Raw genomic sequence first — 21,017 nt, 5'->3', positions numbered from 1 at the left:
TTTAGGCTTTTATTATTGGGGTAATAAACGAAGCGGCAAAAGGACAATGCTGTTACGAGTTGCTTAAAAGCGGGAGAGAGGTAATGCGAATTAAACCTGACGATAACTGGCGCTGGTATTATGATGAAGAGCACGATCGTATGATGCTCGATCTCGCCAATGGTATGCTTTTTCGCTCGCGCTTCTCTCGTAAAATGCTTACGCCGGACGCGTTTTGCCCGACCGGTTTTTGTGTGGATGATGCCGCGCTCTATTTTTCCTTTGAAGAAAAATGCCGGGATTTCGAATTAACCAAAGAGCAACGCGCGGAGTTGGTATTGAATGCGCTGGTGGCGATTCGCTATCTCAAACCGCAGATGCCAAAAAGCTGGCATTTTGTAGCGCATGGCGAAATGTGGACCCCGGGAACGGGCGATGCCGCAAGCGTCTGGTTAAGCGATACGGCGGAACAGGTTAATTTGCTGGTCGTTGAGCCGGGAGAAAATGCCGCGTTGTGTCTGCTGGCACAGCCGGGCGTGGTGATAGCAGGCCGAACCATGCAGCTTGGCGATGCGATTAAAATTATGAACGACAGGCTGAAACCGCAGGTTCACTGTCACAGTTTCAGCCTTGAACAAGCGGTTTAATTTTCCAGTCGTAACGCGGTCTTAGGCACGCAGCTACAGCTCAGAATCGTACCATCGTCACCCATAGCCGATTTTTTCAGCGGACTTACTTCGCCTTCCAGCAAACGTATCCGGCAGCAACCACAGATACCATCCCGGCAAGAATACGGAATACGAATCCCCTGATTCTCCAACTGTTCCAGTAGTACCTGTTGATTATTCCCGCAGAAGGTTTGCCCCTGCCAGTCGATGGTTACACTCGCGTCCGGGTGTTTATCTGGCGTAACGCTGTCGTCGACCGTTGTGGCGCCATAAGCTTTTGCCGGAGCTGTCGCCAGAATCTCCACTTCATCGCCGACGCGAACGACGCCGCTATTGCGGGCAATCAGATTCTGACTGAAATCCACATCGCCATTGTCCTGGGCGGTACGAAAAGCTTGCAGTGTCGCCAGCGGTTCTCCGGAAGGATGTTTTTGCCCCTTTTCAGGGCTGACGGTTGTAAAAATACAGCGGCTACAGGGCTTCACGACGTCAAAAATCACATCGCCAATGCGAAGCACTTTCCAGCTATCTTCCTCCCAGGCCGCTACGCCGGAAACCACTAAGTTTGGGCGAAATTGTTCCATTTGTACGCCTGCCGGACAACGCTGTTGCAGATCGCGCAGCGAGGCTTCGTTGGTCAATAAATACGGGTAGCCATCGGCAAATCCCAGCGGCACCGCGTTATGTCGTTTGACCCGGCGCGTCAACTGCGGCCCAACCCAGCGCAACTGGACATCGCGGGAGAAAAAGCCGCTCAACCATTGATTAATCGCCGTCGGGGCGACGCGAGCGGTAAAATGGTTTCCCCAGACCTCGGTCGGCGCATCCTGCGGGGTGAAATCCGTAAAGCGAACCAGCGCGCTACTGCCGTCTGGCGCGGTCAAATGGAGGCCGTCGTGTAAGGGAGAAGGGGTAAAACGTACCATTTGTGGAAACTGGCGGGCGGTAATAAATGTGCCGTCAGGCTCGGTCACCATGAAGATGCGATCAAAAGCCAGGCCGCTGATATCTGCCAGCGCATGAGTCAGGCCAATGCCGCGCATGGATTTGACCGGATGAATAAAGAGCCGTGATAACGTCGCCACCGTACAGTCCCTCAAATGAAAATAAGCCTTCAACTTTATGACATGGGCGTGAGATTAGCTATAATGCGCAACAATTTTCTTAGCGTAAAAGTGACAATATGAATTCTCTGTTTGCCAGTACGGCCCGCGGGCTGGAAGAGCTGTTAAAAACTGAACTGGAAAAACTGGGCGCCGTAGGGTGTCAGGTTGTTCAGGGTGGGGTCCATTTTCAGGGCGACACGCGGCTTATTTACCAGAGCCTGATGTGGAGCCGCCTGGCCTCGCGTATTATCCTGCCGATGGGTGAGTGCAAGGTCTACAGCGATCTCGATCTTTACCTCGGCGTTCAGGCGATAAACTGGACAGAGATTTTTAATCTTGGCGCGACGTTTGCGGTGCATTTCAGCGGCCTGAACGACACCATCCGTAATAGTCAGTATGGCGCGATGAAAGTTAAAGACGCGATTGTCGATGCGTTTACGCGGAAAAATCTTCCGCGTCCAAATGTGGACCGCGAATCGCCGGACCTCCGTATTAACGTCTGGCTGAATAAAGAAACTGCCAGCATTGCGCTGGATCTCAGTGGTGATGGCCTGCACCTGCGCGGTTATCGCGATCGCACCGGGCTGGCGCCAATTAAAGAGACGCTGGCGGCAGCGATTGTTATGCGTTCCGGCTGGCAGCCAGGTACACCGCTGCTCGACCCTATGTGTGGTTCGGGGACACTGTTGATTGAGGCCGCGATGTGGGCGACCGATCGCGCGCCGGGACTGCACCGTGGTCACTGGGGATTTAGCGGCTGGGCGCAGCATGACGAGACTATCTGGCAGGAAGTGAAAGCCGAAGCGCAGACCCGGGCGCGTAAGGGACTGGCAGAGTATTCCTCTCATTTCTACGGTTCCGACAGCGATGCGCGTGTCATTGAGCGGGCGCGCAGCAACGCCCGTCGCGCCGGTATCGGGGAGCTTATCACCTTTGAAGTGAAAGATGTGGCGCAACTGAGTAATCCATTGCCGAAAGGCCCGTATGGTACGGTGATCAGTAACCCGCCTTACGGCGAACGTCTGGACAGCGAACCGGCGCTGATTGCGTTGCACAGCCTGCTGGGCCGTACCATGAAAAATCAGTTTGGCGGCTGGAACCTGTCGCTGTTCAGCGCTTCGCCCGATCTGCTGGGCAGCCTGCAATTACGTGCCGACAAACAGTTTAAAGCCAAGAATGGCCCGCTGGACTGCGTGCAGAAAAACTATCATATTGCGGAAACCACGGCGGACAGTAAGCCGGCGACGGTGGCGGAAGATTACGCTAATCGCCTGCGTAAAAATCTTAAAAAGCTGGAGAAATGGGCGCGCCAGGAAGGGATTGAATGCTATCGCTTGTATGATGCCGACCTGCCGGAATATAACGTGGCGGTAGACCGTTACGGCGACTGGGCGGTGATTCAGGAATATGCGCCGCCGAAAACGGTGGATGCGCAAAAAGCGCGGCAGCGTCTGTTCGATATTATTGCGGCAACCTTGTCAGTGCTCGGTATTCCGCCGAATAAACTGGTGTTAAAAACCCGTGAACGGCAAAAAGGAAAAAACCAGTATCAGAAAATGAGCGAGAAGGGCGAGTTCCTTGAGGTCAGCGAATATAATGCGCGCTTATGGGTAAATCTGACGGATTATCTCGACACCGGTCTGTTCCTCGATCACCGTATTGCCCGCAGAATGCTGGGAGAAATGAGCAAAGGCAAAGATTTCCTGAATCTCTTTTCTTATACCGGCAGCGCCAGCGTACATGCGGGTCTGGGCGGCGCGCGCAGCACCACAACGGTGGATATGTCCCGCACCTATCTGGAGTGGGCCGAACGTAATTTGCGTCTGAACGGACTGAGCGGCCGCGCGCATCGCCTGATTCAGGCCGACTGCCTGGGCTGGCTGCGCGAGGCGAATGAACAGTTCGATTTGATCTTTATCGATCCGCCGACGTTCTCTAACTCAAAACGTATGGAAGAGTCGTTTGATGTTCAGCGCGATCATGTCGCGTTAATGAAAGATTTAAAACGCCTGCTGCGTAAAGGCGGCACCATCATGTTCTCAAATAATAAGCGCGGATTCCGTATGGATCTGGAAGGGCTGGCTGAGCTGGGGCTTACCGCACAAGAAATTACGCAAAAAACGCTTTCCCCGGATTTTGCCCGTAACCGTCAGATCCATAACTGCTGGCTGATCCGCGCCGCCTGAAAGGAAAAGTAAATGTCATTAATCAGTATGCATGGCGCATGGCTGTCGTTCAGCGACGCGCCGCTTCTCGATAACGCAGAGTTGCATATCGAAGATAACGAACGCGTCTGTCTGGTGGGGCGTAACGGCGCCGGGAAATCCACCTTGATGAAGATCCTCAACCGCGAACAGGGTCTGGACGATGGGCGTATTATTTATGAACAGGATCTGATCGTCGCGCGTCTGCAACAGGACCCGCCCCGTAATATTGCGGGTAGCGTCTATGACTTTGTCGCCGAAGGTATCGAAGAACAAGCGGAATACCTCAAGCGCTATCATGAGATTTCCCGTCTGGTGATGACCGATCCCAGCGAGAAAAACCTCAATGAAATGGCGCGCGTACAGGAACAGCTCGATCATCATAATCTGTGGCAGCTGGAAAACCGTATTAATGAAGTGCTGGCGCAGCTTGGACTCGATCCTAACGCCGCGCTGTCGTCGCTCTCCGGCGGCTGGCTGCGTAAAGCCGCGCTGGGTCGGGCGCTGGTCAGCAATCCGCGCGTATTGTTACTGGATGAACCGACTAACCATCTGGATATCGAAACTATCGACTGGCTGGAAGGGTTTCTGAAAACCTTTAACGGAACGATTATTTTTATATCTCACGATCGTTCGTTTATTCGCAATATGGCAACCCGCATTGTCGATCTCGATCGTGGCAAACTGGTCACCTATCCGGGAAATTACGATCAATACCTGCTGGAGAAAGAAGAAGCGCTGCGCGTAGAAGAATTACAAAACGCGAAATTTGATCGCAAACTGGCGCAGGAAGAAGTCTGGATTCGCCAGGGTATCAAGGCGCGCCGCACCCGTAATGAAGGGCGCGTGCGGGCGTTAAAAGCGATGCGTCGTGAACGCAGCGAGCGCCGGGAAGTGATGGGCACGGCGAAGATGCAGGTCGAAGAGGCGACGCGCTCCGGTAAAATCGTTTTTGAGATGGAAAACGTCGATTACCAGGTAGAAGGAAAACAACTGGTAAAAGATTTCTCCGCTCAGGTACAGCGCGGCGACAAGATTGCGTTAATTGGCCCGAACGGCTGCGGTAAAACCACGCTACTGAAACTGATGCTGGGACAGCTTCAGGCTGACAGCGGGCGCATCCACGTAGGAACGAAGCTGGAAGTCGCCTACTTCGATCAGCATCGCGCCGAACTGGATCCGGAAAAAACCGTGATGGATAACCTTGCGGAAGGCAAGCAAGAGGTGATGGTAAACGGTAAGCCGCGCCATGTACTGGGCTATTTGCAGGACTTCCTGTTTCACCCCAAACGGGCGATGACACCCGTCCGCGCGCTTTCCGGCGGCGAACGTAACCGTCTGTTGCTGGCGCGACTGTTCCTCAAGCCGAGCAATCTTTTAATTCTCGATGAACCAACGAACGATCTTGACGTCGAAACGCTGGAACTATTAGAAGAATTAATTGATGGCTATCAGGGCACGGTACTACTGGTCAGCCACGATCGGCAATTTGTCGATAATACCGTGACGGAATGCTGGATTTTTGAGGGCGGCGGCAAAATCGGACGTTATATCGGCGGCTACCATGATGCGCGCGCGCAGCAAGAGCAGCATCTGGCGACGAAACAGCCGATGGCGAAAAAAAATGAGGAAGTTATTGCCCCTAAAGCAGAAATTGTAAAACGTGGCAGTAGCAAACTAAGCTATAAACTGCAGCGCGAGCTGGAGCAGTTACCCGGTCAGCTTGAAGACCTGGAAGCGAAGCTGGAAGCGCTACAGGCGCAGGTTGCGGATGCGGCCTTTTTTAGCCAACCCCATGAGCAAACGCAAAAAGTTCTGGCCGATTTAAGTCAGGCGGAGCAAGAACTTGAGCAAGCCTTCGAACGTTGGGAGTATCTTGAAGGCCTGAAAAACGGGGCATAACGAAAGGAGCGCCTATGTGTGAACATCACCATGCTGCGAAGCACATATTGTGCCCGCAATGCGACATGCTGGTGGCTTTACCCCGCCTCTCGCATGGGCAAAAAGCAGCATGTCCACGATGCGGCGCAACGTTAACGACCGAGTGGGACGCGCCCCGGCAGCGTCCTACCGCCTATGCGTTAGCGGCACTATTTATGTTGCTGCTTTCTAACCTTTTTCCCTTCGTGAATATGAATGTCGCGGGCGTCACCAGCGAAGTCACGCTTCTGGAAATCCCCGGCGTCATGTTTTCTGAAGATTACGCCAGCCTCGGCACGTTCTTTTTATTATTTGTCCAACTGGTGCCGGCATTTTGCCTGGTGACCATTCTATTACTTGTCAACCGCGCCTGTTTGCCGTTGTCGGTAAAAAAAACGCTGGCAAGGATCTTTTTCCTCCTCAAATCGTGGGGAATGGCGGAAATATTTCTCGCCGGGGTGTTGGTCAGTTTTGTTAAGCTGATGGCTTACGGCGATATCGGCATCGGCAGCAGTTTTATTCCCTGGTGCTTATTTTGTCTCGTTCAACTGCGGGCGTTCCAGTGTGTCGATCGCCGCTGGTTGTGGGATGATATCGCCCCGCAGCCTGCAGTGGCGCAGCCGTTAACGCCGGGGATTACCGGTATCCGGCAGTCTTTGCGTTCTTGCGCCTGCTGTACGGCGATCCTGCCTGCGGAGAGTCTCGTCTGTCCGCGTTGCCATACGAAAGGCTATGTCCGGCGTAAAAACAGTTTGCAGTGGACGCTGGCGTTATTATTTACCTCGATCATGCTTTATCTGCCCGCCAATATTTTGCCGATTATGATTACCGACTTACTGGGCTCGAAAATGCCGTCGACCATTCTGGCTGGCGTGATTTTGCTGTGGAGCGAGGGGGCTTATCCGGTGGCGGCGGTTATCTTTCTCGCCAGTATTATGGTGCCGACGCTAAAAATGATCGCCATTGCCTGGCTTTGTTGGGATGCGAAAGGCCACGGTAAGCGCGACAGTGAACGGATGCATTTTATTTATGAAGTAGTGGAGTTTGTGGGGCGCTGGTCAATGATTGATGTCTTTGTCATTGCCGTACTCTCTGCGCTGGTGCGTATGGGAGGGTTAATGAATATTTATCCTGCGATGGGTGCGTTGATGTTTGCTTTAGTCGTCATAATGACAATGTTTTCTGCGATGACCTTTGATCCGCGTCTGTCGTGGGATCGTGAGTACGAACCAGGCCATGAGGAGTCCTGATAGCATGGAACCTAAAAAAGGGGAAGCCAAAGTACAAAAGGTGAAAAATTGGTCGCCTGTCTGGATATTCCCGATTGTTACTGCGCTTATCGGAGCCTGGATTCTGTTTTATCACTACAGCCACCAGGGACCGGAAGTTACCTTAATCACCACCAATGCGGAAGGCATTGAAGGCGGAAAAACGACGATCAAAAGTCGCAGCGTGGATGTCGGCGTGGTTGAAAGCGCGACGCTGACTGACGATCTGACCCACGTACAAATCAAAGCGCGGCTCCATTCCGGTATGGAAAAGTTGCTGCATAAAGACTCGGTATTTTGGGTGGTAAAACCGCAGGTGGGGCGTGAAGGCATCAGCGGGCTTGGGACGCTGCTATCAGGTGCGTATATTGAACTACAACCAGGAAGTAAGGGCAGTCAGCCAGAAAGCTATCAGCTTCTTGACTCACCGCCGTTGGCGCCGCCCGATGCCAAAGGTATTCGTGTGATTCTGGACAGCAAAAAGGCCGGTCAGCTCAGTCCTGGCGATCCCGTTCTGTTCCGGGGCTATCGGGTAGGGTCCGTTGAAACCAGCTCTTTCGATCCGCAAAAACGGACAATGAGTTATCAGTTGTTCATTAAGGCGCCAAACGATCGGTTGGTCACCAGTAATGTCCGATTCTGGAAAGATAGCGGTATCGCTGTGGATCTGACATCGGCGGGAATGCGCGTGGAAATGGGATCGTTGACGACGTTGTTTGGCGGCGGCGTGAGTTTTGATGTGCCGGAAGGACTTGAGCAGGGGCAACCCGTCGCCGAAAAAACGGCGTTTAATCTCTACGACGATCAAAAAAGTATTCAGGATTCGCTGTACACCGATCATATCGATTACCTGATGTTCTTTAAAGATTCGGTGCGCGGATTACAACCCGGCGCGCCGCTGGAGTTCCGCGGTATTCGTCTGGGGACGGTAAGCAAAGTGCCTTTCTTTGCGTCTAATATGCGTCAGGTGTTTAACGACGATTACCGTATTCCTGTGCTGGTGCGCATTGAACCGAAGCGTCTGAAAGCGCAATTGGGAGAAAATGCGGATGTTGGCGCGCATTTGACGGAACTGCTTAAGCGCGGTTTACGCGCTTCGCTTAAAACCGGTAACCTGGTGACCGGGGCGCTGTATGTCGATCTGGACTTTTATCCTAAGGAGCCACCGATTACCGGGCTACGCGAATTTGATGGTTATGAAATTATTCCCACCGTCAGCAGCGGTCTGGCGCAAATTCAACAGCGACTGGTGGAAACGTTGGATAAGATCAACAACCTGCCGTTGAATCCGATGATTGAACAAGCGACTAATACGCTGTCTGAAAGCCAGCGTACTATGCGTCGGCTGCAAACCACGCTGGATAATATGAACAAGATTACCTCCAGTCAGTCGATGCAGCAGCTTCCGGCAGATATGCAAACGACGTTACGCGAACTTAACCGCAGTATGCAAGGCTTCCAGCCTGGATCGGCGGCGTATAACAAAATGGTGGCGGATATGCAGCGTCTCGATCAGGTGCTTCGTGAGTTACAACCGGTGTTGAAAACTCTGAACGAGAAGAGCAACGCGCTGGTATTTGAAGCGAAGGATAAAAAAGATCCTGAGCCTAAGAGGGCGAAACAATGAAAAAATGGCTAGTCGTGATAATGGCGTTCTGGCTGGCGTCATGTAGTTCCGGCGGAGAAAATAAAAGCTATTATCAGCTCCCGATAGCGCAAAGCGGTGTGCAAAGCACCGCAAGCCAGGGCAACCGTCTCTTATGGGTAGAGCAGGTTTCCGTACCTGACTATCTGGCAGGTAACGGCGTGGTGTATCAAACCAGTGATGTCCAGTATGTGATTGCCAATAACAATCTGTGGGCCAGCCCGCTGGACCAGCAATTGCGTAACACGCTGGTGGCGAATCTTAGCGCCCGGCTTCCTGGCTGGGTCGTCGCTTCCCAGCCGTTGGGAACCACCCAGGATACGTTGAACGTTACCGTAACCGGATTCCATGGACGTTACGATGGTAAGGTTATCGTCAGCGGGGAGTGGTTATTAAACCACAACGGACAACTGATTAAGCGGCCTTTCCATATCGAAGCCAGCCAGCAGAAAGATGGCTATGATGAGATGGTCAAAGTACTGGCAAGCGCATGGAGTCAGGAAGCAGCCGCTATCGCAGATGAGATAAAGCGCCTTCCCTGAGATAAAAGTAATGTAAATTTAACCGCTTCAGGTCGTGCGCCTGAGGCGGTTTTTTTATTTTTGACGCCGGAAAAATAGTTGTTATGGCTCACATTTTTTGTACAAATGATTTACCGTATAGCTCACAAATATGACATTGGTGTGAATTTTGCGCATTGACGGGCGATCCATTTAGAGGTATTCGTGTAGTGTGATTGCACATTTTGTAATCACTGTTTTCTTTTCCACCAGATACAAATATGAGGGAAACGAGGCATGAAGAGACAAAAACGAGATCGCCTGGAACGGGCACATCAACGTGGATATCAGGCCGGCATCGCCGGACGATCAAAAGAAATGTGTCCCTATCAGACGCTGAATCAACGGTCATACTGGTTGGGAGGTTGGCGACAAGCCATGGAGGACAGGGCGGTAATGGCCTGATTCTGTCTCTTTAGAAAAAGAAACCTCCGCAGTGCGGAGGTTTCGCCTTTATTGGCTTTGCAAGCATAATACCGATAGCGCGGAATATCAATTCAACACTTAGAACGCGGAAGTATCCTGGAACAAACCGACTTTCAAATCGTGTGCGGTATAGATCAGACGACCATCCACCAGAACCTCACCGTCCGCCAGGCCCATGATCAGGCGACGGTTTACGATACGTTTGAAATGAATGCGATAGGTGACTTTCCTGGCTGTCGGCAGAACCTGGCCGGTAAATTTCACTTCGCCCACGCCCAGAGCGCGGCCTTTGCCTTCGCCGCCCAACCAGCCCAGGTAGAATCCCACCAATTGCCACATAGCATCCAGACCCAGACAACCGGGCATCACCGGATCGCCGATAAAGTGGCATCCGAAGAACCATAGATCCGGATTGATATCCAGCTCGGCTTCGACATAGCCTTTGTCGAAATTGCCGCCCGTTTCGGTCATCTTAACGACGCGGTCCATCATCAGCATGTTCGGTGCAGGGAGTTGCGGCCCTTTAGCGCCAAACAGTTCACCACGACTAGAGGCAAGAAGGTCTTCTTTTGTATAGGATTCGCGTTTATCTACCATGTTTTATGTAAACCTTATTTTATTGAAGCACGCAGGATAGCTAACACGTGTACGCTGAACAAGTCCGATCAGTTCGGAATAAAAGCGTTCAGCCAACGTAATGGCCACGGGAAACGATGACGGCCTTCCTGTTGCGTCGCCTGCGCGATACGCTCCTGGATAGTCTGCATCAACGTCGTTTGACCTTCGCCATCCCACACCAGATTTAACAGTAGCGGTAAGGCGTCGGTCACGTCGTCTACCGCCCAGATAGTGAACTTCTCTTCTTTAACCGCTTGCAGCAGTTCAGATTTAAGACTGAGATGGCGGACATTGGCGGCAGGGATAATCACGCCCTGTTTACCGTTTAATTCCCGCTGCTCGCAGATGGCGAAGAAACCTTCAATTTTTTCGTTTAGCCCGCCCACCGGTTGCGCGCGACCAAACTGATCGACCGAGCCGGTAATCGCAATATTTTGATTCACTGGCACATTGGCCAGCGCGCTGATGAGCGCACATAATTCCGCCATTGAGGCGCTATCGCCATCCACTTCGCTGTAGGACTGCTCAAAGGTTAACGAGGCAGAGAAGGGAATTTGTTGCTCCAGCTGCAACTCCGACATCAGGAAGGCCTGCATAATCATCATTCCCTTAGCGTGGATATTCCCGCCAAGTTCGGCCTTGCGCTCAATATCGTTAAATTCGCCATCGCCGATATGCACAACACAGCTAATTCGCGACGGTTCGCCAAAGGCGCGCGGATGCCCGGGAAATTCAATGACGGAAAGCGCATTGATTTGTCCAACGCGTTCGCCTTCGGTTTCAATCAGGATCTGCTCTTGCAGAATCTCATCCTGCATCCGTTCCGCCAGAAAGCCTTCTCGCCATTCGCGTCGGGCAAGCATCAGGCTGAGCGCTTCTGCGCCGCAGGTATCGCCTTCGCATAAAGGCGATGCCTCCTTAAACTGGCGGGCTATCCACAGTGGGCAAAGAGGCAGCGTATCCTGTTCGCCGGTATAGCGCACAGCCTCGCGTATCAGGACGGGCCAGGCGTCCGGTGCCGGAGGGGGCAAATTATCGCGTAAAGCGATACGCGTCACCCATTGACACCACAGGTTCATAGCTTCTGCGTCCGCTATCTGTAAATTGTCTTCAAATTCACTGTAGATAGCCTGTTCCGCGAGCTCCGGTTCCATCTCCTGAAAATCAGCCAGTGATTCACGTTCGCCAACCAGAATCACCTTCAGTTTGAGCGGCATTGATGGCACGGAGACCGGTAATGGACGCGACTCGTCAAAGGCCACCCAGTCAAAACGCTCGCGGCTAACGATGGCTTTCAGACGCATCCACAGTAACGGCTGCGCCAGAAGGGTTCGTAAGGAAATAATCAGCACGCCGCCGTTCGCCTGATGAACCAGTCCCGGCTGCAGGATAATGTCGCCGTTATACTGCCGCAGGCAACCAAAGAGCTGTTCGGCTTCGACCCAGTCCGCGCTGACGACTTGTGTGACGGTGGCAAAGTTGTCTTGCGCATTCTGCGCGGCGCGGTAATGAACAGTATGCCCGGAAACGTCATAATGTCCGCCGGTTAATTGTCCGGCATCGGTTTGCAGAGCGCGGACGGCATCTGAAAGTAAAGTGAGATACTCTTGCTCTTCAGGCGCTTTAGTCAGCATAAAAGAGGATGATGCCCACGGCTGTATAAGTTGCTCAAGCGCAAATTGCAGTCGTGGCTGAGTATCACTGAGTAAGGTGTCGTTTTCGTCAGTCGCGTGTGGCTGTGCAAATATCTCCTGATAGCTTTCGCTATCCGGAACCAGATCACGCCATGCAAGTTTCGTAATGGTCAAAGTTGAGGTTTTTTAGTCTGTTGTAAAAGGGGGGATTATAGCCTAACCCGTCACGCTGCACACGCGGAAAGCGAATGCAAAGTAATATGAAGACGTGTAACCATTCACAGGTTCGAGATTCTTTTCTTCAGATGGCTAAAAAACTGATATTCTGATAACAGTTACACGGTAACGTTGGGATCGCAATGAAATATCAACAACTTGAAAATCTTGAAAGCGGTTGGAAATGGAAATATCTGGTGAAAAAGCACCGCGAAGGGGAGTTGATCACCCGCTACGTGGAAGCCAGTGCTGCCCAGGAAGCCGTCAATTTGTTGTTGGCCCTCGAAAATGAACCGGTGCGGGTAAACGTCTGGATAGACAGGCATATGAATCCTGCCTTGCTTAATCGGATGAAACAAACCATTCGGGCAAGACGCAAACGACACTTCAATGCGGAACATCAGCATACGCGCAAAAAATCTATCGATTTAGAGTTTATGGTCTGGCAGCGTCTGGCGGGCCTTGCGCAGCGACGCGGTAAAACATTATCCGAAACGATAGTGCAACTGATAGAAGACGCGGAGCATAAAGAGAAATATGCCACGCAAATGACCACGTTAAAGCAGGATTTACAGGCGTTATTAGGCAAGAAGTAACGCTGAAAGGCGTTGTCACCCAGACCAGAGCAAAAAACCCCGCGACGCGGGGTTTTTTATCAGACGGAAACTTAAGCCTGCGGCTGAGTTACCACGTCTTTAACGCCTTTAACTTCGATCTCTACGCGACGATCCGGAGCCAGGCAATCGATCAGGGCAGCGCGAGGTTTCACGTTGTCACAGGTGTTGCCGGTAACCGGGTTAGATTCGCCCATACCACGTGCGGAGATTTTGTTAGACGGAATACCTTTGGAGATCAGGTAATCAACAACAGACTGAGCACGTTTCTCGGACAGACCCTGGTTGTAAGCGTCAGAACCGATACGGTCAGTGAAGCCCAGAACGACAACGGAACCGTCTTTCGGATCCAGGTTGCTCAGCTGGCTGTACAGCTGATCCAGAGCCTGCTGGCCTTCCGGCTTCAGGGTAGATTTGTTGAAGTTGAACAGTACGTCAGACTTCAGAGTGAAGTGCTTGGTCTGTACTTCCGGAGCCGGAGCCGGTGCCGGAGCGACTACCGGAGCAGCTTCTTGCTGGCCGAAACGGTAGGAAACACCTACGCTCAGCAGGCCGTTGTCCGGACGGGTGCCGATGGTGTTGGCATCACCGATGTTGTTAGTCCACTGGTATTCCAGACGGGTTGCGATTTCAGGGGTGATGGCATACTCGATACCGCCCGCGAATACCGGGGAAACGCCGGTGTCGTGGTCTTTAGTAGACGGGCCGCCAGGGACGTTAGACTTGGTGTCTGCACGCCATACCATACCACCCAGACGGGTATAAACGTCCAGATCGTCAGTGATTGGATAACCCAGTTTAGCGGTCAACTGAACACCCTGAGCTTTATAAGCGCCATTGATGTTGTCGCCTTTGTACGGCATACGGCCTAACCAGTCGTAGCCCATTTCAAAGCCAACGTACGGGTTAACCTGGTAACCACCAAAAGCACCTGCGCCCAGTTGGTTTTCATGAGTCGGGCCATCATTGTTAATGAAGCCGGTGTCATGGTACTGAGACCAGCCCAGTTTAGCACCAGCGTACCAGGTGTTATCTTTCGGAGCGGCCTGCGCTACGGTAGCGAAACCAGCCAGTGCCACTGCAATCGCGATAGCTGTCTTTTTCATTTTTTGCGCCTCGTTATCATCCAAAATACGCCATGAATATCTCCAACGAGATAACACGGTTAAATCCTTCACCGGGGGATCTGCTCAATAGTTACTCTTCCGATATCTACGGCTTATGCTGAGCACCCCTGGCGATGTAAAGTCTACAACGTAGTTGGAAACTTACAAGTGTGAACTCCGTCAGACATGTGAAAAAAACATGACGGATATACACATCATTTAACAGTTTCAGATGATAAATCGTACAGCAAAGGTTGCGGAAACCGCTTCTGGCAAGCGTTCTCGCAAAAAAAACGTTAGCACTCAAAGGAGATACGTTCGCGTAAAAAAAAGTCCAGGATAAATCCTAATTTTACTTAATGATACAAATTAGAGTGAATTTTTAGCCCGGAATGCTGTCTCCTGGGTAAAGCGTGCGCACGTACAGGGTGCATGATAAACCCTACCGCATTACCTACCTTCGCTGCTTCAACCAGGCTGGCATGTTCTTCTTCTGTCAGTTCTTCAGTCATCCAACCAATTACCACGCTGTAATTTCCTGTACGCAAAGCGCGGATCATCGACTCCAGCGTATGACGAGGTGCAAGCTGGCTAATTTGCATCACTTTCGTTAATGGCAAACCTGAAGACTGTACCCATTCACGGCTGAGCTTTTGCTGCGGCGTGAGCCAGAGCTGCCAGCGTGATTGTTGGCCTAACTGACGGAGTAAAGGCAAAAGCAGGAGTTGCGCCATCATGGGCTGGTCTTCGTGGTAGACAACTTCACTGACCAGTCCTGCCGCAGCATTTTCCGTAGCGGTGCGCGCAGCGTTGTGGGTAGTGGTAGGAAATGACGAAGAACGATTTGCATAACCTGAAGTGTACATAATCAATCCAGCCCTGCGAGTTACTGTATATTCATACAGTACCCCTGTGGCGATGAAAGATCAACTCTATTTTCGGAAACTGTCTCGCAATTTTTATTCTTAGTGGCGTCAAAAATAAAAATCATCTTGCTCGCGGAGTATAAGTTGCCTATTTTCGTCATTAACGGATCCGTTACTGCAAATCATTCTTTTACTTTATGATTTAAAAGGAATTTTATGAGAGCACTCTCTTATGACAGGATCTATAAATCGCAAGAGTATTTGGCCTCTTTGGGGACGATCCAGTATCGATCTTTATTCGGTAGCTATAGTCTGACCGTGGAGGATACCGTCTTTGCGATGGTGGCTAATGGCGAGCTTTATCTCCGCGCCTGTGAAGAAAGCGTACCCTACTGTGTGAAGCATCCTCCCGCCTGGCTCATGTTTATGAAATGTGGACGTCCCGTTATGCTCAACTATTACCGGGTGGATGAAAGCCTGTGGCGCGATCAGCAGCAGCTGGTACGTTTATCGAAGTATTCTCTTGACGCGGCAATGAAGGAAAAACACAGCCGTATTTTACAGCACAGACTCAAAGATCTTCCCAATATGACCTTCCATCTGGAAACATTGCTCAATGAGTCAGGGATAAAGGACGAAAATATGTTACGCATACTGGGCGCGAAAATGTGCTGGCTAAGGTTGCGACAAAGCAATCCCTTGCTGACGGTGAAAGTTTTGTATGCCCTGGAAGGCGCAATTGTCGGCGTACATGAAGCGGCGCTCCCGGCGAGTCGTCGCCAGGAGCTTGCCGACTGGGCTCATTCGATTACGGCTGGGTAATTAATGTAGAAGTCGGCGGTGAAATTTGCCGTTGCAAGCGTCCAATCTCGGGCAGTAAGGCAATGAGCAAACCAATTTGTTGAACAACCAGAGGTTCTTTGCTGTCCGGACGTGTTTCCAGTGACTGAACTCGCTGCTTTAAACCCTCCAGCGCCTGGTGTACGCGCTGTTCGTCTTCAGGTTGATGATGAAGCGCATCATCAACGTAGCAGACCGCGTCATCCAGAAGCCCCAACACGTCCGGATTACTGAGCTTTTCGCGGTGCGCGCCGAGGGCGGAGATATAGCTGGTAAAAGTGTGATTGAGGCAAAGCAGCCTGAACGCCGCCTCCCGGGTTTCAGCCGTGACGTCGGGTTCGCTCGACATATTAGAAACCACGGATGCCAGTTCTGCATCGCGGTTGTGCGCGTCGCGTCTGGCAATGCGATAGGCCAGGCGGTTATCCCGTCCCTGGTGATATTGCTCAAGGATCGCATCAAGGTAGCGGCAATTAGCATCGGTGGCGCGCTGGAGTACCCGGGGAAGGTTGCGAAAGCGCCAGTCTGGCCAAATAAAGCTGACCGCAGCCCAGGCGATAGCGCAGCCAATTAACGTGTCGACGACGCGCGGTAACGCTACCTCAAAGCCTTCGCCCAGGAGGTTAAAGCAGAGTAATACCAGCAGGGTGATGAACATCGTCGCATGGGCATACTGCACATTACGGAATGCGAAGAAAAGCACGCCGGTAATCACCAGCAGAACTAACTGTCCTTCAAGCGAAGGAACAAACCATAAAATCGGCAGGCCGATAGCAACGCCTACCAACGTACCGATAATTCTGAGCGCAAGGCGATGGCGGGTCGCGTTATAGTTAGGCTGGCAAACGAACAGGCTGGTGAGCAATATCCAGTACCCGTGGCGCATCCCGGTAATTTGGATGAGAGCATAACCGATGCACAATACCAGCGACATGCGTACCGCATGGCGAAAGAGAGCGGACTCCGGGGTAAAATTACGGCTCAGACGCAGCCAGATGTCGCTAAACCCGTGCAGGCTATCATCAGCCAACTGGTTTTCTGACTCATTGCGCGGCATTGCCTGGGCCTGCTCCGACTCGATCGTCGCTAGTTGCGCATCAATAGCGCGTAGGTTGGTTAATAAGAATCCAAGCGTATTCAGCAGCTCTAAAGAAGCGCCGCTGGCGCGCATACGTTCAAGCGCGGCGTCAATGTGGGTAAAGACGCGTTCAAAGCGCGGATCATACTGGTACGGCGTACGCAGTAAGATACAGCGCGCCAGCTGCGTACAGGCCTGCGCCTGCATCGACATCAGACGCTGAAAGCGGAACATGACGTCGCTATGGCGAAAATAATCGCGCAGCGTCTGGTATTGAATATGCGAAGAACTGGCGCGTTCATGAATATCCTGCGCCACAAAATAGTAATGGAGGGTGCGGCGCGTACCGCGTTGACCGCGATCGCCGCGCAGGCGAGTCAACAACGACACTTTCGTTTGGTTCAGCGTCTCCATTAACTGCCCGTTCGCTAACGCTAAATCATAGAGCGGCGCCTGGCTTTCATCTTCAATATCAGGATCAAACAGACGTGATTTCAGTTCCAGATAGTGCGCTAACTGTTCGTAACTGCGTGCCAGATTATCCTGCAACGGACGGATCGGAAATAGCAGATGCCCGGTTAGCGTCAGTAGGTTATACCATACTGCGCCTGCCAGCAGGAGCAGTGGTTGCTGATACCAGTGATCGTATAAAGAGGTACCCAGCATCGTATAGATGGCAATGAGTAACGCGCCGAACGCGATGGTGGCATAGCGTTGCCCCAGTCCTCCCAACAGAATAAACCCGCTGGTGGATAACGTTAAGCCCAACGCAAATAGCCACGGCCAGGGAAAGAGTAGCTCCACAGAAGCCGACGCGATAAAAAAGCAAATTAAGGTAATGATTAAATTACGCAAACGTCCGGCAAGGCGATCGTCGAGATCGGTTAGCGCCGCGGCAACCATACCGAGCGTGAGCGGGATGGTCAGTTTGACGTCGCCCAGCCACCAGGGCAGGGCGGTGGTGCCGCACAGAGCGATAAAAATGCGGATGTAATACAGCCAGGTACTGTTCCAGGTATAACGGCGAATCAACGGACTTAACATAAAGGCTATTTGTCCCGATCATTCAAAACGGCGGCGCGCGTTAGCTTCTCGCGCGGCGCGAGCGGTTTCTACAGAGACGACGCGGCGACCGACAGGCCAAAGCGCAATCGCGGCAATTTTAAAGTTCGCAATACCGACAGGTATCCCGATGATAGTGACACACTGCGCGATACCGGAGGCAATGTGCATCAGGCATAGCCACCAGCCGAAAAAAAGTAACCAGAAAATATTCAGCAAGGTACCGCCAGTATTCATTAATACGCTTTTCGCCGCCGGATTAAGTTCGTCAACGTGAATGGCTTCATTACCGTAAGGGAACAGGGACAGTTTGGTTATCTCCCAGCAGGAGCGGGTCAACGGCAGGGTAAAAATAAGCACAATACTGACCAGCGTCGCCAGCAGCCAGGCCAGCGTAGTGGCAAAGCCGCCCAGTACAAAGTTTAAAATATTCAGAACGGTACGCATAAACCCTCAGTTCATTCCGGTTTTCTATCACTGCGGGCAATTGTAACGTTTTTTTAGACTGGAGCACGTTTTCTCTGGCGGTTACACTGATAAGCACATCTTTACGTCTGGATTCGCTGAGTCATGGAACTGAAAGCAACTTCTCTTGGAAAACGTCTGGCGCAACACCCGTATGATCGTGCCGTGATCCTCAACGCTGGGGTAAAAGTGTCTGGCGACAGGCATGAATATCTTATTCCATTCAATCAGTTATTGGCGATTCACTGTAAGCGTGGGCTGGTATGGGGCGAGCTGGAGTTTGTCCTCCCGGAGGATAAAGTCGTGCGTTTGCACGGTACCGAGTGGTCGGAAACCCAGCAATTCCATCGCTATCTGGACGCGCACTGGCGTCGCTGGAGCCAGGAGATGAGTGATGTCGCCGCGCAGGCATTACGAGAGCAATGGGCGCGTATTAGTGAGCGAACGGGCGAAAACCAATGGCTTACCCGTGAACGCGTTCGGGGGCTGGAACACGAAATTCGCCAGACGTTTGCCGCTTTGCCGCTGCCGGTCTCACGTCTGGAGGAGTTTGCTCACTGTCGCGAGATATGGCGTAAGTGTCTGGCCTGGTTACAGGATAGCGAGGGAAGTCGGCAGCAGCATAATCAGGCGTATGCTGATGCCATGCTGGAAGCGCATGCCGACTTTTTTACGCAGATAGAATCTTCTCCGCTTAATCCTTCCCAGGCCAGGGCGGTGGTTAACGGCGAATCATCGTTACTGGTACTGGCGGGCGCGGGAAGCGGTAAGACCTCGGTGCTGGTGGCGCGCACGGGTTGGCTGTTGGCGCGCGGACAAGCAGATGCGGGGCAAATTCTTTTACTGGCGTTTGGTCGCAAGGCGGCAGAGGAGATGGATGAGCGTATCCGCGAGCGCTTACATACGGAAGAGATTACTGCCCGTACGTTCCATTCGCTGGCGCTGTATATTATTCAGCAAGGCAGTAAAAAAGCGCCGGTTGTCAGTAAGCTGGAAAGTGACGCCACCGCGCGGCATCAGCTATTTCTGCACACCTGGCGTCAGCAGTGTAGCGAGAAAAAAGCGCAGGCCAAAGGCTGGCGTCAGTGGCTGGAAGAGGAGATGCAGTGGGTAGTGCCGGAAGGTAATTTCTGGGACGATGAGACATTACAGCGGCGTCTGGCCCCTCGCCTGGATCGTTGGGTCAGTTTGATGCGTATGCACGGCGGCGCGCAGTCAGAAATGATCGCTGGCGCGCCAGAGGAGTGCCGCGAGCTGTTTGGCAAACGCATTAAGCTGATGGCGCCGCTGCTAAAGGCCTGGAAAAGCGCGTTGAAAGCGGAAAATGCCGTTGATTTCTCCGGGCTTATCCATCAGGCAATGGTGATCCTCGAAAAAGGGCGTTTTATCAGCCCGTGGAAGCATATTCTGGTCGATGAATTTCAGGATATTTCCCCGCAACGGGCGGCGCTGTTAGAGGCGCTGCGCAAGCAGAATAGCCAGACTATGCTGTTTGCCGTTGGCGATGACTGGCAGGCGATTTACCGTTTTAGCGGGGCGCAGCTCTCCTTAACGACGGCGTTTCATCAGACGTTCGGCGAGGGCGAGCATTGCCACCTGGACACCACGTACCGCTTTAACAGTCGGATTGGCGATATTGCCAATCGCTTTGTACAGCAGAATCCGCACCAACTTAAAAAACCGTTAAATAGTCTGACCCCAGGCGATAAAAAAGCGGTGACGTTATTGGATGAAAGCCAGTTGGACGCGTTACTGGATAAATTATCCGGCTATGCGAAGGAAGATGAACGTATCCTGGTGCTGGCGCGCTATCATCATCTGAAACCCGCGAGTCTACAAAAAGCGGCGACTCGCTGGCCGAAGTTACAGATAGACTTCATGACTATCCATGCCAGCAAAGGCCAACAGGCCGATTACGTGATTCTTGTCGGATTGCAGGAGGGTAACGACGGTTTCCCCGCCCCGGCGCGAGAATCCATTATGGAAAGTGCGCTTCTTCCTCAGGTTGAGGATTTTCCGGACGCTGAAGAGCGGCGTTTGTTATATGTGGCGTTGACGCGCGCGCGTGCGCGGGTCTGGCTGCTTTTTAATAAAGATAATCCCTCGCGCTTTGTGGAGGCGCTTAAACAGCTGGATGTGCCGGTGGCGAGGAAGCCCTAAAGCGCGGGCGGTACAGCATCCCGCCCGCGTAGCGGTTATTTCAGGCGCTCGGCCAGATAACGCGCATAATCCGGAATAAGAATATCTACAGCGTCATTAAAATGCGGGGACTGGATGATAAAGTCCGCCGTTGAGACGTTAGTGGCGACAGGGATATTCCATACGGTGGCCAGACGCAGTAGCGCTTTGACATCGGGGTCGTGCGGTACCGCGTTAAGCGGGTCCCAGAAGAATATCAACACGTCGATTTTCCCTTCTGAAATGAGCGCGCCAACCTGCTGGTCGCCGCCCATCGGGCCGCTCAGCATCGCATTAACGTCCATACCGGTTGCGCGCTGGATCAGATTCCCCGTGGTGCCGGTTGCATAAAGAACGTGTTTTTCCAGCAACGGCTGATGGCGTTCCACCCAGTTCATTAACATCTGTTTGCAGTGGTCGTGAGCAACCAACGCGATATGTTTGCGCGTCGGCAAGGTGCGAGTCGTCAGTTCCATAATTCGATTCCGTAGTTAACCTGTCTACAGATTACTGGAAGCGCTTGATGCTGCAAGAGAAAGACAAAAAAATTGCGCGCTGGGACAA

The 21,017-nt window shown here is 52.3% G+C and carries 18 protein-coding genes; 10 read left to right on the top strand and 8 right to left on the bottom strand.

Features of this window, described 5'->3' with window-relative positions:
* Positions 1–83 precede the first annotated feature (83 nt).
* Positions 84–626, top strand: a complete 543-nt coding sequence (zapC, locus tag ACLJRU_RS18210) for a cell division protein ZapC (RefSeq protein WP_001220671.1) — start codon at positions 84–86, stop codon at positions 624–626.
* On the opposite strand, the gene ACLJRU_RS18205 is transcribed toward zapC, so the two are convergent.
* A complete protein-coding gene (locus tag ACLJRU_RS18205) occupies positions 623–1,732 on the bottom strand; it encodes a YcbX family protein (protein WP_187790663.1) in 1,110 nt (369 codons plus the stop codon). The genes zapC and ACLJRU_RS18205 overlap by 4 nt on opposite strands.
* A 98-nt stretch (positions 1,733–1,830) precedes the next feature.
* On the opposite strand from ACLJRU_RS18205, the gene rlmKL reads away from it, so the two are divergent.
* The 6 genes from rlmKL to rmf all read left to right on the top strand — a co-directional run bounded on the left by rlmKL (position 1,831) and on the right by rmf (position 9,755).
* On the top strand, positions 1,831–3,939 hold the full coding sequence (gene rlmKL / locus ACLJRU_RS18200) for a bifunctional 23S rRNA (guanine(2069)-N(7))-methyltransferase RlmK/23S rRNA (guanine(2445)-N(2))-methyltransferase RlmL (protein WP_001086477.1): 2,109 nt from the start codon (positions 1,831–1,833) through the stop codon (positions 3,937–3,939).
* A 12-nt stretch (positions 3,940–3,951) separates the two neighbouring features.
* Complete coding sequence (locus ACLJRU_RS18195) at positions 3,952–5,859, top strand: ABC transporter ATP-binding protein (RefSeq protein WP_023234839.1); 1,908 nt, start codon at positions 3,952–3,954, stop codon at positions 5,857–5,859.
* Positions 5,860–5,873: 14 nt separating this feature from the next.
* On the top strand, positions 5,874–7,127 hold the full coding sequence (gene pqiA / locus ACLJRU_RS18190) for a membrane integrity-associated transporter subunit PqiA (protein ID WP_023234840.1): 1,254 nt from the start codon (positions 5,874–5,876) through the stop codon (positions 7,125–7,127).
* A gap of 4 nt (positions 7,128–7,131) precedes the next feature.
* Positions 7,132–8,772 (top strand): intermembrane transport protein PqiB, encoded by a 1,641-nt coding sequence (pqiB, locus tag ACLJRU_RS18185; protein WP_023234841.1) that lies wholly within the window; start codon positions 7,132–7,134, stop codon positions 8,770–8,772.
* Positions 8,769–9,332, top strand: coding sequence for a membrane integrity-associated transporter subunit PqiC (gene pqiC, locus ACLJRU_RS18180; protein WP_000759136.1), 564 nt, complete (start codon positions 8,769–8,771; stop codon positions 9,330–9,332). The genes pqiB and pqiC overlap by 4 nt, the downstream gene beginning before the upstream one ends.
* A 255-nt stretch (positions 9,333–9,587) precedes the next feature.
* Positions 9,588–9,755: a ribosome modulation factor gene (gene rmf, locus ACLJRU_RS18175; protein WP_001537784.1), complete on the top strand. Its 168-nt coding sequence runs from the start codon at positions 9,588–9,590 to the stop codon at positions 9,753–9,755.
* A 99-nt stretch (positions 9,756–9,854) separates the two neighbouring features.
* Here rmf and fabA read toward each other — a convergent pair whose 3' ends face one another.
* Together fabA and ACLJRU_RS18165 are read right to left on the bottom strand one after the other, a co-directional pair.
* The gene (gene fabA / locus ACLJRU_RS18170) at positions 9,855–10,373 is read right to left on the bottom strand and encodes a bifunctional 3-hydroxydecanoyl-ACP dehydratase/trans-2-decenoyl-ACP isomerase (protein WP_001539648.1); all 519 of its coding nucleotides are present in this window, start codon (positions 10,371–10,373) and stop codon (positions 9,855–9,857) included.
* Between the two features lie 68 nt (positions 10,374–10,441).
* Positions 10,442–12,202: a Lon protease family protein gene (locus ACLJRU_RS18165; protein ID WP_001539649.1), complete on the bottom strand. Its 1,761-nt coding sequence runs from the start codon at positions 12,200–12,202 to the stop codon at positions 10,442–10,444.
* Positions 12,203–12,387: 185 nt separating this feature from the next.
* On the opposite strand from ACLJRU_RS18165, the gene matP reads away from it, so the two are divergent.
* Entirely contained in the window at positions 12,388–12,840 is a 453-nt protein-coding gene (matP, locus tag ACLJRU_RS18160) for a macrodomain Ter protein MatP (protein ID WP_000877172.1), read from the top strand.
* A 71-nt stretch (positions 12,841–12,911) separates the two neighbouring features.
* Here matP and ompA read toward each other — a convergent pair whose 3' ends face one another.
* Positions 12,912–13,964, bottom strand: coding sequence for a porin OmpA (gene ompA, locus ACLJRU_RS18155; RefSeq protein ID WP_001539650.1), 1,053 nt, complete (start codon positions 13,962–13,964; stop codon positions 12,912–12,914).
* A gap of 356 nt (positions 13,965–14,320) precedes the next feature.
* Positions 14,321–14,830 (bottom strand): SOS-induced cell division inhibitor SulA, encoded by a 510-nt coding sequence (gene sulA / locus ACLJRU_RS18150; RefSeq protein WP_000288731.1) that lies wholly within the window; start codon positions 14,828–14,830, stop codon positions 14,321–14,323.
* Positions 14,831–15,046: 216 nt separating this feature from the next.
* Between sulA and ACLJRU_RS18145 the strand changes: the two genes are divergently transcribed.
* Positions 15,047–15,652, top strand: a complete 606-nt coding sequence (locus tag ACLJRU_RS18145; protein WP_001539651.1) for a TfoX/Sxy family DNA transformation protein — start codon at positions 15,047–15,049, stop codon at positions 15,650–15,652.
* Here ACLJRU_RS18145 and yccS read toward each other — a convergent pair.
* Both yccS and ACLJRU_RS18135 read right to left on the bottom strand, forming a co-directional pair.
* Positions 15,639–17,792: a YccS family putative transporter gene (gene yccS, locus ACLJRU_RS18140; protein WP_187790664.1), complete on the bottom strand. Its 2,154-nt coding sequence runs from the start codon at positions 17,790–17,792 to the stop codon at positions 15,639–15,641. The genes ACLJRU_RS18145 and yccS overlap by 14 nt on opposite strands.
* 18 nt (positions 17,793–17,810) lie before the next feature.
* On the bottom strand, positions 17,811–18,257 hold the full coding sequence (locus ACLJRU_RS18135; RefSeq protein WP_001261222.1) for a YccF domain-containing protein: 447 nt from the start codon (positions 18,255–18,257) through the stop codon (positions 17,811–17,813).
* A gap of 123 nt (positions 18,258–18,380) precedes the next feature.
* Between ACLJRU_RS18135 and helD the strand changes: the two genes are divergently transcribed.
* Positions 18,381–20,435, top strand: a complete 2,055-nt coding sequence (helD, locus tag ACLJRU_RS18130; protein WP_001539652.1) for a DNA helicase IV — start codon at positions 18,381–18,383, stop codon at positions 20,433–20,435.
* 35 nt (positions 20,436–20,470) lie between these two features.
* On the opposite strand, the gene mgsA is transcribed toward helD, so the two are convergent.
* Positions 20,471–20,929, bottom strand: a complete 459-nt coding sequence (gene mgsA, locus ACLJRU_RS18125) for a methylglyoxal synthase (protein WP_000424187.1) — start codon at positions 20,927–20,929, stop codon at positions 20,471–20,473.
* Positions 20,930–21,017: the final 88 nt, after the last annotated feature.

The organism is Salmonella sp. SAL00653 (assembly GCF_046552515.1).
In the GTDB taxonomy this organism is placed as follows: Bacteria; Pseudomonadota; Gammaproteobacteria; order Enterobacterales; family Enterobacteriaceae; genus Salmonella; species Salmonella enterica.
Note: the sequence above shows the minus strand (reverse complement) of the source record. Positions and strands in the feature narration are given on the sequence as shown.

What these genes read in the sequence shown, in the direction of transcription:
- zapC (WP_001220671.1), top strand. Translation starts at nt 84, where the DNA reads ATGCGAATTAAACCTGACGATAACTGGCGCTGGTATTATGATGAAGAG.
- rlmKL (WP_001086477.1), top strand. Translation starts at nt 1,831, where the DNA reads ATGAATTCTCTGTTTGCCAGTACGGCCCGCGGGCTGGAAGAGCTGTTA.
- ACLJRU_RS18195 (WP_023234839.1), top strand. Translation starts at nt 3,952, where the DNA reads ATGTCATTAATCAGTATGCATGGCGCATGGCTGTCGTTCAGCGACGCG.
- pqiA (WP_023234840.1), top strand. Translation starts at nt 5,874, where the DNA reads ATGTGTGAACATCACCATGCTGCGAAGCACATATTGTGCCCGCAATGC.
- pqiB (WP_023234841.1), top strand. Translation starts at nt 7,132, where the DNA reads ATGGAACCTAAAAAAGGGGAAGCCAAAGTACAAAAGGTGAAAAATTGG.
- pqiC (WP_000759136.1), top strand. Translation starts at nt 8,769, where the DNA reads ATGAAAAAATGGCTAGTCGTGATAATGGCGTTCTGGCTGGCGTCATGT.
- rmf (WP_001537784.1), top strand. Translation starts at nt 9,588, where the DNA reads ATGAAGAGACAAAAACGAGATCGCCTGGAACGGGCACATCAACGTGGA.
- fabA (WP_001539648.1), bottom strand. Translation starts at nt 10,373, where the DNA reads ATGGTAGATAAACGCGAATCCTATACAAAAGAAGACCTTCTTGCCTCT.
- matP (WP_000877172.1), top strand. Translation starts at nt 12,388, where the DNA reads ATGAAATATCAACAACTTGAAAATCTTGAAAGCGGTTGGAAATGGAAA.
- ompA (WP_001539650.1), bottom strand. Translation starts at nt 13,964, where the DNA reads ATGAAAAAGACAGCTATCGCGATTGCAGTGGCACTGGCTGGTTTCGCT.
- sulA (WP_000288731.1), bottom strand. Translation starts at nt 14,830, where the DNA reads ATGTACACTTCAGGTTATGCAAATCGTTCTTCGTCATTTCCTACCACT.
- ACLJRU_RS18145 (WP_001539651.1), top strand. Translation starts at nt 15,047, where the DNA reads ATGAGAGCACTCTCTTATGACAGGATCTATAAATCGCAAGAGTATTTG.
- yccS (WP_187790664.1), bottom strand. Translation starts at nt 17,792, where the DNA reads ATGTTAAGTCCGTTGATTCGCCGTTATACCTGGAACAGTACCTGGCTG.
- ACLJRU_RS18135 (WP_001261222.1), bottom strand. Translation starts at nt 18,257, where the DNA reads ATGCGTACCGTTCTGAATATTTTAAACTTTGTACTGGGCGGCTTTGCC.
- helD (WP_001539652.1), top strand. Translation starts at nt 18,381, where the DNA reads ATGGAACTGAAAGCAACTTCTCTTGGAAAACGTCTGGCGCAACACCCG.
- mgsA (WP_000424187.1), bottom strand. Translation starts at nt 20,929, where the DNA reads ATGGAACTGACGACTCGCACCTTGCCGACGCGCAAACATATCGCGTTG.